9 protein-coding genes are annotated in these 12,135 nt (G+C 38.6%); 2 read left to right on the forward strand and 7 right to left on the reverse strand.

Annotation, left to right across the window (positions count from 1 at the left end; translation table 11 throughout):
• Positions 1-19 precede the first annotated feature (19 nt).
• From ACQKII_RS01455 to ACQKII_RS01465, 3 genes are all read right to left on the reverse strand, one after another.
• Entirely contained in the window at positions 20-3,073 is a 3,054-nt protein-coding gene (locus ACQKII_RS01455) for an efflux RND transporter permease subunit (RefSeq protein WP_427455637.1), read from the reverse strand.
• A gap of 325 nt (positions 3,074-3,398) precedes the next feature.
• The gene (locus tag ACQKII_RS01460) at positions 3,399-4,976 is read right to left on the reverse strand and encodes a peptide chain release factor 3 (protein WP_427455639.1); all 1,578 of its coding nucleotides are present in this window, start codon (positions 4,974-4,976) and stop codon (positions 3,399-3,401) included.
• Between the two features lie 225 nt (positions 4,977-5,201).
• Positions 5,202-6,668 (reverse strand): UDP-N-acetylmuramoyl-L-alanyl-D-glutamate--2,6-diaminopimelate ligase, encoded by a 1,467-nt coding sequence (locus tag ACQKII_RS01465; protein WP_427455641.1) that lies wholly within the window; start codon positions 6,666-6,668, stop codon positions 5,202-5,204.
• Positions 6,669-7,031: 363 nt separating this feature from the next.
• On the opposite strand from ACQKII_RS01465, the gene ACQKII_RS01470 reads away from it, so the two are divergent.
• Positions 7,032-7,250 (forward strand): hypothetical protein, encoded by a 219-nt coding sequence (locus ACQKII_RS01470; protein WP_427455643.1) that lies wholly within the window; start codon positions 7,032-7,034, stop codon positions 7,248-7,250.
• A 203-nt stretch (positions 7,251-7,453) separates the two neighbouring features.
• Here the strand turns inward: ACQKII_RS01470 and ACQKII_RS01475 are convergent, their stop codons facing one another.
• Positions 7,454-8,842: an aldehyde dehydrogenase gene (locus ACQKII_RS01475; RefSeq protein WP_427455645.1), complete on the reverse strand. Its 1,389-nt coding sequence runs from the start codon at positions 8,840-8,842 to the stop codon at positions 7,454-7,456.
• A 224-nt stretch (positions 8,843-9,066) separates the two neighbouring features.
• On the opposite strand from ACQKII_RS01475, the gene ACQKII_RS01480 reads away from it, so the two are divergent.
• Positions 9,067-9,231 carry a hypothetical protein gene (locus ACQKII_RS01480; RefSeq protein WP_427455647.1) on the forward strand — a complete coding sequence of 55 codons (165 nt, stop codon included), beginning with the start codon at positions 9,067-9,069 and terminating at the stop codon, positions 9,229-9,231.
• Between the two features lie 105 nt (positions 9,232-9,336).
• On the opposite strand, the gene ssuE is transcribed toward ACQKII_RS01480, so the two are convergent.
• The 3 genes from ssuE to ACQKII_RS01495 all read right to left on the reverse strand — a co-directional run bounded on the left by ssuE (position 9,337) and on the right by ACQKII_RS01495 (position 11,954).
• Entirely contained in the window at positions 9,337-9,870 is a 534-nt protein-coding gene (ssuE, locus tag ACQKII_RS01485; protein WP_427455649.1) for an NADPH-dependent FMN reductase, read from the reverse strand.
• A gap of 66 nt (positions 9,871-9,936) precedes the next feature.
• Complete coding sequence (locus ACQKII_RS01490) at positions 9,937-10,896, reverse strand: ATP-grasp domain-containing protein (protein WP_427455651.1); 960 nt, start codon at positions 10,894-10,896, stop codon at positions 9,937-9,939.
• A gap of 11 nt (positions 10,897-10,907) precedes the next feature.
• The gene (locus ACQKII_RS01495) at positions 10,908-11,954 is read right to left on the reverse strand and encodes an LLM class flavin-dependent oxidoreductase (protein ID WP_427455653.1); all 1,047 of its coding nucleotides are present in this window, start codon (positions 11,952-11,954) and stop codon (positions 10,908-10,910) included.
• Positions 11,955-12,135: the final 181 nt, after the last annotated feature.

Genomic DNA, 12,135 nt, shown 5'->3' on the forward strand with positions numbered 1-12,135 from the left:
TCCCATTCCCCCCTTGTCTTTACTGTATTTTCCTTGTTTCTTTATCGATTAGGCTATACACAATCGGCACAATGTATAATGTCAGCAAAGTGGATGTCACAAGACCACCAATAACGGCAATCCCCATTGGCTGATTCATCTCTGCTCCTTCACCAATGCCAAAAGCAAGTGGTAGTAACCCAAGAATAGTTGTAAGTGCAGTCATTAAGATTGGACGAAGGCGATCCACTGTGGCAAGTAAAATCGCCTCATAAGGTGCCATCCCCTTTTCCTTTTGCTGGTTGATATAGTCTACAAGTACAATACCGTTATTCACTACGATGCCTACAAGTACTAAGATACCTATAACAGATGTCACACCGATTAAAGTGTTCGTAGCAAACATCGCAATAGCAACACCAATAATCATCAATGGCACAGTGAACATGATGACGAACGGATATTTAAAGGATTCAAACTGCGCAGCCATAACAATATATACAAGCACTACTGCAAGTGCAACAGCTAATAGCATATCATCGATGGCACTATCATATAGCTCTCGATCACCACTAAAGATAATTTGAGTTTCAGAAGGTAAACTAGCTTTTTCAAGAGCTGCATCAACCTTTTTTGAAATGCTTCCAAGTGACTCCTTCGTTTCATAGTCAACAAAAAATGCTACCGCAGCCGCTTGGTCGGAGCGTCGGATGGATACTGGTCCTTCCTGCACAGAAACAGATGCAATATCCTTCAGTTTGACAAATAGCCCCGCAGGTGAACGCAGTTGCATCTCCTTCAATGAGTCGACACTGTCATTAAAAGCCTGTCCAAAGCCTGTATAGATTGATAATACTGCTCCATCCGCTGCAATCATTTGCGACGTAAATTGACCTTTTGTCATGTGATTAACTGTTTGTGCAATTTGTGCAGGTAAGAAGCCATAATCCTTTGCCTTCTCACGGTCAACTTCAATCTGAATTTCTTGTATCGTATCATCTAAATCAGTCATAACATTCGTGACTGCCTCAATTTTTAATAGCTCCCGCTGTACTTTTTCAACCGATTTATGAAGACGTTGCTCATTTGAATCCGTTAAACGGAATGTTAATGTATTCGGTGATGAGCCTGAAGTTGTTGATACATTGAAGGTGATATCAGCTCGCGCGCCTAGTTCTGTTTTTAAATCTTGTTCGACCTCTTCAACAAATTCAAAAATTGATCGTTGTCGATTTGCGAGTGACACCAGCTTCACATACATTTCTGCTTGATTGGCACTTGTCTGTCCTCTGGATTGCGATTGTTGTGTACCACCAATTAAGCTAACGTATACATCAACATCTTGCTCTTCTTTCAAGCGTTTCTCGATTTTAGCAACAACCTTTTCTGTTTCGGACACTGCGGCCCCTTTTTCAAGATTCACATTCACAGTTGCGAAACCTTCATCTGTTGCTGGTAAAAACTCTGTACCGATTTTCATTAAACCAAACAAGGAAATGGCGAAAAGAAAAATTGTCGTCATGAGTACAAGTATTCGATGATGCAATACCCATACAACGGATGCCTTGTAACGCTTATAAAATCGTGATTCTTTACGACTCTCATTGATATTTTCGATTTTCGTTTTTAAAAAACGACTTGCCAGCATCGGTACGACCGTTAGTGCAACCGTCAATGAGGCAATTAGGCTAAAGGAAATTGTCAGTGCAAATTCCGTGAAAATTTGCCCAATTAAGCCTTCAATAAACATAACTGGAATGAAGACAGCTACTGTTGTTAATGTAGACGCAGTAATAGCTAAAGCAACTTCCCTTGTCCCTTGTCTAGCAGCCTCTATTGGCCCTTTGCCAAGACCTAAATGACGTTCAATATTTTCAATCACGACGATGGCATTATCAACCAACATCCCAATTCCGAGCGCTAATGCTCCTAACGTCATAATATTAAGTGAGAAATTGGCGAAAAACATTAAAACAAATGTGACGATTACCGAATAGGGAATAGCAATCCCAATAATAATTGGACTTTTCACGCCACGTAAAAAGACAAACAAAACAAGCATTGCAAATAAGCCACCAACAAGTAGTGAAGTACTAATATTGCTAATTGCTGCATCCACATAATTACCTTGGTCCACTAACACATCAGCTACTACACCACTATATTGCTCTCTCGCGAGTAGGTCGTCTAAAGCCTGTTGAAAGGCTTTTGACACTTCAGCAGTGTTGGCTCCTGATTCTTGTAGAACAGACATTAATACAGCTGAATGATTATTAGCACGTGTTTCTGTTATAGATTTTTGTTCCGTTCGTTTAACGGTAGCTACATCCCCTACTGTTAATGATTGACCGTCTATTGGATTCACCGAGACGATTAAATCAGCGATAGTTTCTGGTGATGTTAAGGTACTAATAATTCGTGTCGTCAGCATCTTTCCATCAGCAGTTGACACCGGTTCACCCGGAAGTGAAATATTATTCATTTGAATGATGTGTATAATATCTGCTTGCGTTAAACCTCTTTCCTTCAGTTTCAATTCATCCAATGTTACTTGGACTTCTTCTACCAGCTTACCTGACACATTAACACTGGCAACACCGTCTGTACGTCGAAGTTCTTTTTCCAAAGCATCCGCTAATACACGTACGTCTATCTTGTCATTTTCAGCACGTAAAGAAAGCTGAATTATTGGAAATTGCGATGGATCAAATTTTAAAAAGCTCGGTTTCTCTGCGTCATTCGGTAGTGGTGTCATATCGATACGTTGCAAAATATCTAGCTGAACGTCCTCTATATTTGTTGACCAATTAAACTCAAGAACAATTAAATTTGATCCTTCCTGTGAGGTAGACTGAATTTTTTTTATACCTGGTAAGGTAGCCAACGTTGTTTCTAATGGCTTCGTTATTTTCTCGTTCACCTCTGCTGGACTTGCGCCAGGATAACTTGTGACAACGACGCCAATAGGTGGATTTAACTCAGGAATTAGTGTTATAGGTATTTTAAGTAAGGATACGCCACCTAAAATAATGACGAGCAGCATCGTAACGATGGTGAAAACTGGCCTTTTAATCGAAAAATCACTAATGTTCATGTTGTATAAACTCCTTTTTCTTCTCTTCCTTAGTATGATTGCCGAAAAGGAGAATTTTTTATAAAGTGAAATTTAAATTTGGAGATTTTCTAAATAGTTAGGAACCTCAAGTGGTGTCTCACACGCCACTGACGTTTATAAAGATTTTATTATGTATTCTTTAGTGAGCACTTGCTGGGGATTAAATCTTCACTTTTATTCACTCTTGTTGGGTTGAAGGTTGGCACCCGTTAGTTTTTCCTAATACTGTTTATATTCAACACCTATCCCCATTTTTCCTTGTAAAAAAACACGAATCACATAAATGTCGATTCGTGTTTTTATTTTACAATAGACTATACAATTTAATGTGCTCGTTTTTATCAGCGAACCAGCGCATAGCAAATTCATTTTCAAATAAGAATACATAATTGTCAAAGCGATCTTTTACAAGCATTGAACGACCTGAAGACATTGATTCTTTGACATCGTCCTCGTTTTCAATCCAGCGTGCAATTTTAGAACCAATCGGCTCCATTTTTACTTCAACATTATATTCGTTTTTCATGCGGTGCTCAAATACCTCAAATTGTAATTGACCGACTGCACCAAGAATAACTTCTTCTGTATGCAACGTTTTATAGTATTGAATCGCACCTTCTTGCACTAATTGTAGAATCCCTTTATGGAATTGCTTCGATTTCATGACATTTTTCGCCGTCACACGGACAAATAGCTCTGGTGTGAACTGTGGTAATTTTTCAAATTGGAATGTTTTCTTACCGCCAACGACTGTGTCACCAATTTGATACGTACCTGTATCATACAAGCCAATGATATCTCCAGCCACTGCTTCGTCTACTGTTTCACGGTCATCTGCTAAGAATTGTGTAGACTGTGTTACTTTGAAAGATTTACCTGTACGAGATAAGGTCATATTCATACCACGCTCAAATTTACCAGATACGATACGTACGAAAGCAATACGGTCACGGTGTGCAGGATTCATATTGGCCTGAATTTTGAAAATGAAGCCCGAAAATTCCCCATACTCAACTGGATCAATATATTGCTCATCCTCAGTGATACGCGGTTGTGGCGTTGGTGCAAATTGTAAATAAGTTTCAAGGAATGTTTGTACCCCGAAGTTAGTTAAGGCTGAACCGAAGAATACAGGTGTTAATTCTCCGCGGCGAATTTTTTCTTCAGAATACGCATTCCCCGCTTCATCAAGTAGCATGATATCATCCATTGCTTGCGAGTAATATGAAGTTACTTTCATCGGGTGATCTACTGCTAGAGCGCCTTTCTCATCGATTGGTAGGAAGCGTTCTCCCTCTTCTGTACGGAACTGCTCGATACGCTTATTATAACGGTCATATATACCGAGGAACTCTTTCCCCATACCAATCGGCCAGTTCATAGGGTAAGCGTGAATGCCAAGTACCTCTTCAAGCTCCTCAATCAGCTCAAGTGGCTCTTTACCTTGACGGTCTAACTTATTGATAAAGGTAAAAATAGGGATACCGCGCATTTTACAAACTTTGAATAATTTTAATGTTTGGGCCTCAATCCCTTTTGCTGCATCCACAACCATGACAGCACTGTCCACTGCCATTAAAGTACGATACGTATCCTCAGAGAAATCTTGGTGCCCTGGTGTGTCCAAAATATTCACACGTGAACCATTATAATCGAATTGCATGACTGAAGATGTTACTGAAATCCCACGTTGCTTTTCAATTTCCATCCAGTCAGATGTTGCGAACTTTCCTGATTTTTTCCCTTTTACTGTTCCAGCGTCACGAATCGCACCACCAAATAGTAAAAGCTTTTCTGTAATCGTCGTTTTCCCAGCATCAGGGTGACTGATGATGGCGAATGTACGTCGTGTTAATATATCTTTTTCTAAATTTGAAGTCATCTCGTCATTCTCCTTTTTTCATACCTACTAATAATAAAAGAAGACTTGCCTTTCGTACAACCTTTTTACATGAATTCTCCAAAAAGAAAACCTCTTAGTCACTAACTTTCTAACTAAAAGGTTTCTCTATAAACTAAAAAGGTGCTAACAAATTGGTGTTCCTCTGGTCCATTAGATCAAAAGCCTCTCTCCAGCTATAGGAGTGGGAGACTCGATAAAATAAAATTAGACAAATTTTAAACGGCCTGCTTCTACAGCGATTTCTGCGTCGCTATGCGGATATTTCCTGTTTTCAATAATTTGATAATCTTCATGACCTTTGCCAGCAAAAATAATCATATCACCTGGTTCAGCTATAGCAATTGCATGTCGGACTGCTTCAGCACGATCACCAATACGTGCATAATTCGTATGTTGCATTCCTTTCGCAAGATCCCCCGTAATACTATCGTAATCTTCATAGCGAGGATCATCAGTCGTTAAAATAACATAATCTGCTGATGATGCCTTCTCCGCCATCGCTGGACGCTTTGATTTGTCTCGGTTTCCACCTGTACCTACCAAGAAAATCAGTTTACCTTTTTTATAAGGCTCCGCCGCAGCAATCGCTTTTTCGATAGCATCAGGTGTATGCGCATAATCGACAAAAATTTGTACGGGTAAATCTGAACAAACTTTCTCCATTCGTCCTTTAACTGGCGGTAGTTGTTCAATTTGCTCAATAATTGTTTCCATTGAGTAGCCGCGACCATAAAAAGCAACTATCGCTGCAAGTACATTATAAATATTAAACTCTCCAAGTAATTGCATTTTGACAGGGTATGTACCTTCTGGCATAACCACGTCAAAAGAGGTCATATAGTCATGGTACTCACAGTTAATGGCACGGAAATCGGCTGTTTCATTTTTTAAACCGTACGTCCATACTGGGAAGGGTGTCATCGCTGAATAGCGCTCAGACCAAGCATCATCTGCATTCAACACCACGTATTTATTCTTTTCTAAATCTTGTCCAAGTTGGGAGAATAATAAGCCTTTTGCATGGCCGTATTCTTCCATCGTACCATGGAAATCAAGATGATCATGTGTTAGATTCGTAAAAATAGCTACGTCATAATCAACACCAGCTAAACGCCCAAGGGCTAAACCATGTGAAGAGACTTCCATTGTCATTAATCGACAGCCTTCCATTTTTGCACGAAAAATCATTTGCTGGGTCGATAATGCATCGCTCGTAGTATTTGCAGATTCATATAAAATACCATTCAAATTAAAGCCAATTGTTCCAGATAGTGCAGACTTCTCGCCCATACCATGCATAATATTTTGAATGATACCCGTTACTGATGTTTTACCATTTGTTCCGGTCACACCAATCATTGTAATATCCTTCGATGGATAATCAAAAAACTTAGCCGCTAGTAAGCCAACTGCGCGTTCCGTATCTTTTACAATAACTTGTGCAATAGTATTTGCTAACGGTAATTGACGTTCAGTCAACACGATCGTTGCGCCACCTTCTACAGCCTTCTCCGCATAGTCATGACCGTCTACTGTGTAGCCTTTAATGCAAACAAACATACTATTTGGTTGCACACTACGAGAATCAATCACAATATCACTGACTTGATCTGGTAGCTCTCCAATAATTTTTTTCAAAGGTAATGCACTTAACAATTCCTCTGCATACATTTCATAGTCCTCCAATCAATCTCAACACTCATTTCATCACCCTTGTTTTTTCGACAAAAAATGACAAATTGAATACCCCCACATTCTAATGAATTTATTTTACTACTTATTCACCTATAAATGAAATGCTTCAGGATACGTTTTTTTGATGAAAACGCTACCATTTTAATAATATATTGAATTTTGCCTTTCTTATCAAAAATCGTCATTTATCGACAACGTCAAATCATGTATGGATGGTGAATATCGTTGTAGAAATTGAGGTGCTTGCCTTGTAACAAATTGCCCTTTTACGTATGCGCAATAAAATTGTTGTTGTTTTTATTTTTTGTGACAGCTATTTTTGCTTATGGTGTGCTCGTCATGCTCAAGTTATTTAACAACTTCGAGGTTCTAATCGGTGTAATAACGATTTATCAATCCTTTAAAATTAATACTATCCTTAGTATTGTTTTTTTGTTAGAAATTATTTCTTTATCTTATTATCACCGTATTTCAGCAGAAAACATACTTCATACGCAGTATTGCGAGACCTTTGTCTTTGTTGTCCTACTATCGGCTGGATACAATCGTGTGATTTAACGCAGTTTATGTATTGATCTTCATGAAATGGTACAGGTCTTGGAATATTTATTACAAATAAAATAATTTAGGATCACAGTGGAAACATCGCCATTGAAAGTAAGATAAAATGCAGTACAATCATAAAAATAAAATTACCTGCTATTAAAAATTAACAAATGGAGGTGTCTCCAGAATAGTGACCTGACACCTCCACTAACACATTATTTCATAATAGTACGGACAAGCTTAACCTTTTGTTTATATGGTGGAAAAAGAACATTCGTTTCGAGCTTCGATGATTTTTTTAAGATTGATTTTGGGTGTGTAAAATTTTCAAAACTTGCCTTACCATGATAGGCTTTTACGCCTGAAGGACCTACGCCTCCAAACGGCAAATGGAGATTTCCAACATGTGTAATCGTATCGTTTATACAGCCACCACCAAAAGGTAGCTCTTCTAAAAAATATTGGATAGCTTTCTCATGTTCAGAGAAAAAATATGCCGCTAATGGCTTTGGTAATTGACGAACTTGATGAATAGCAAGACGCAAATCATCATACATCATAACCGGTAAAATCGGTCCAAATAATTCGTCCTGCATTGAAGGGCTTGACCATTTTACTTGTTCAATAATCGTAGGCTCCATATATAAATCATCTCGATCTGATCGACCACCGTACGTAATCACATCCCGCTCTTCCACTAAAATCTGTTGCAAGCGATCAAATTGTCTAGTACTTACAATACGACCGTAATCAGGACTTTTCAGGGCATTTTTCCCGTAATAAGAACGAATCGTATCTTTTAACAATTTTATAAATCGTTCATAGACATCCTTATGGACGAGCACATAATCTGGTGCTACACATGTTTGACCCGTATTTGTGAATTTTCCCCATGCTAGTCTTTTTGCAGCTACTTCTAAATTCGCTGTTTGATCGACTATCGCTGGGCTTTTTCCACCAAGTTCAAGTGCAATCGGTGTTAAACGCTCAGCCGCTGCTCTTGCTACTACTTTCCCAACTGCTACGCTTCCTGTAAAAAAGATATAATCAAATGAGGCATGAATTAACGCCGTCACTTCTTCCTTTTCGCCTTCCACAACACGAATATAAGAGGAATCAAACGTCTCCTCTATTATTTTTTTGATAATTGCTGCTGTATGCACTGATGTTTCAGATGGCTTTACTATGGCAGTATTCCCACCAATGATTGCTCCAATTAATGGCTCCATGACGAGTTGAAATGGATAATTAAAAGGTCCAATGATTAATGTAACACCATATGGCTCTCGAACAATGAAACTTTTCCCCATTTGATACTGTATTGGGGTTTTTACAGCTTCTGGCTTCATCCATTCTTCCACATGCTTTACCATATATGAAATGCTATCGAGAACAATGCCAACCTCTGTTGCATATGCCTCAAATTCACTTTTTCGCAAATCTAAATATAATGCATTCAAGACATCTTTTTCATATTTTAAAATGGTTTTCTTTAATTTCAATAATTGGTCTTTACGAAACTTCGCTTCTTTTGTCGCGCGTGAGAAGTAAAATGTGCGTTGTTCTGTAATCATTTTTTCAACATCTTGTGTGGTAAAATTCATAAAAAAAACACCCCTTTTTTTATAATGGCATACATAGTTTTGTCTTTTTGAAACAAACTATCATTGTCTATACGATACAACATCGAAGACCAAAAATCCTCTTTCTGCAATGGGTGATATGGCTGTAAAAATCAAAAATTGAAGTTATGTAGGGTATGTTTTACTTTTTTGATCTCGGGAAATATACAATTACATATGAATGAATTGAAACGGGGGCGTAGATAATGACAACAACAACAGGAACTTGGTGGGAATCCATTTTTTCAGGGCCATTAGCGCATGGTATTTGTGAAGAGAAAATATTGTTATTGCAAGATGAAGCTTTCTTATTCCTTTCTACAGCAACGTCGGAGAAGGAAACTTTACTGGACGAACCTGAAGCAAATTAATAGATAGCGCATCATGGGATATTTTCTCCTATGATGCGCTATTATTTTTATTTCACACATTAAAACAAAACGATGCTTGTTAATGCAATGTTGGAAATCACTTTTTTAATTAACGGTAGCAATGTGCTGTAACTTGTTTAATTCTACATCTAGACGTTTAATAGCTTCTTCCTCAACTGCAAAGCCACCATCCTCTAATCGAATAATTTGCTTGTCAATGATATATACAGAATGTGCAATATCTGTGGCTCCTAACACAGCCAAAACTGGCTTTAGGGCGTATTCTAATGCAAGCAAATGTCCGATTGAGCCACCCACTGCTATTGGCAAAATCATTTTACCCTCCAATGCTTTTTGAGGCAATAAATCTAAATAGGTTTTTAAAATCCCCGTGTAGGAGGCTTTATAAATCGGCGTTATGATTACGACAATATCGGCTTCCTCTACTAATTTATTTTCAGCTATAATTGCCTCACTGGCGAAATTGGCCTTGATTAAATCTGCTGTCGGTAATTCGTGCACATAGTTGGTATGAACCGCTACTCTTTGTGCCTTGAAGAAGAGCTCTACCTTTTCTTGTACCCCCGTAACACGTGAATCTCTTGTATTACTGCCATTAATAATCACTACTTTTGTCACCTTAACCACTCCTTTTAAGCCTATATTTATTATTTCTCCTTTGCACATGCCTATTCGAAAACGTCCTTAAAGCATTTGTAATGCATTTTCATATTGATGTAATGTTGCACCTAAGTATTTCGCAACAGCTAACATACCGTATTGATTGGCTTCCTTTTCTGCATCGGGATTATAATTTGTGTTTGTATTCACGTCATACGTAAAAACCATGCCACCCTCATCAATAATTGATTCAATGCCTGCCACACGCACTTTATTACGTGCCAAAAATGCTTCATAGCGCTCAATTAGTTCACCCGGAAAATCATCCACAATATGGAACTTCGGTTTCTGTGCGACAGGATCCCCTACCGGGCAATATAAATCACCTATTTGACAAGCTTCGGCAGGACAAAGTTCAAAGCCCTCTGATATATCAACACGAACAGCATATAAAAATTTGCCACCGACAAATTCACAGCGTGTAATGTAGGGCTCAGGCGCCTTGATATATTGTTGTACTAGCGTGATACCATCTACAGGCGATTCAAACTTAGAACTATGTGCATAAGCTTCCAGTGCTTCTACTGAGTGAAATAATTGTACCCCCAGACCCTTACCTGCACGATTATGCTTTGTAATGAACGATGCCGTACCAATTTTTTCAGCCGCTTCTATTAGCTGATTTTTACCGGCAGTTGCAATTGTTTTTGGCGTTTGAATACCAGCAGCTTCAAGCGCTGTATATTGATTAACCTTACTTATTTCTAAGTGTAACGCGCGACTACCATTAATAACGGTTCTTCCATGGAATTCTAGCCATGCAAGCACAGCTGCTGTTAATTCAGGTGCATATGCGTGCCCCCGAGTATGAGATGAGGCACTCATACGACTATAAAATATTCCTTGTGGCGGCTCTGCTGATAAATCCACTAAGCCTTCTGCTAGATGCCATGTCTCATAAGGAAGGTTTTGCTCCTGTAATCGCTTAATCAAATGAATTGTCCATTCATCATTTTCATGAAGTATATAAATTTTAGCCGTCATGTGGTCGCTCCTTACTGCAAAATGGCTGTTTTGGTTTTAACTAAAGGCATCACATCTCTTGCAAAACGTTTCATTTCTTCTAACTGTGGTGAAAATTGTAGTAATAATAAGTTCACGCCTATTGCCTCGTACGCTAAAATCCGCTCAGCGACTTGCTGTGGTGTACCCACTAAATTTGGTCGTAAGCCACGGTTGGATACTGAGTAATCCTGCAGTGTAATTTCCTGTTCTAGCTTTGATTTACTCGTAAAATCGCCAAAACCTACATAACCTGCTGTATCCTGCACATTGGTAATTCGTGCTAGCTCAGCCTGTGCTTCTTCCTCTGTATCACGAACAATAACATAGGCCGCCATTCCAAACGTTTCGAATGATGTTTTCCCCGCAGACTCTCGGCGAGTTATCATATCTTTTATTTTTTCAGCTACTTCCCCGACGGTACCACCATGCATAACATAGGCATCACATTGGTTAGTAATCGCCTGCTTGCCGCGTTCACTTTCGCCACCTGCATATAGCTTTGGATATGGTTTTTGAACTGGTTTTGGTGATAAATGTGCATTTTCCAGTTTGTAATAGTTACCGTTATAACTAAATGATTCTTCTGTCCATAAACCTTTTAAAATATCGACAAACTCCTCTGTACGGTCATAACGCTCACCATGCTCTGTAAAATGACCACCATATTGCTTCGCCTCTTGTTCCCACCAAGCTGACACGATATTTAATGTAAACCGACCTCTGGCAATATGATCGATGTTTGCAGCCATTTTTGCTGTTACAGCTGGGTTATGATAACCAGGTCGAACTGCCGCTAATATTTCTATCTTTTCAGTAACTGCTGCCAGTGCCGCCGCTGTTGACCATGCCTCAAGTGCATCCGCATTAATCCCTTTAATATCATTTAAATAGAGCTCTGCGATTAAAGTTGCATCAAAGCCGAGCTTTTCACCTGTTTGAATAACCTGTTTCGCATACTCAAAAGTTGCTGGCATACTTTCATTTTCTACATTCCGTAACCATCCACCGAAAATTGGTAACCAAAATCCTAATTTCATTGTTCTTCTTTCCTCCTATATCTAAAAAAAAAGGCTTCTATTTTATACATAGAGGGATATCCCCTGTATAAAATAGAAGCCTCTAGATGTCTAGTCAGCTTGTTTTTCCTCAAATACCAAGTATTCTTATTAACTTAATTTATCATAATACCTTATAATGTCAATAGGTATTCAGGAAATT

The organism is Lysinibacillus sp. NPDC048646 (assembly GCF_050272295.1).
Lineage (GTDB): Bacteria > Bacillota > Bacilli > Bacillales_A > Planococcaceae > Lysinibacillus.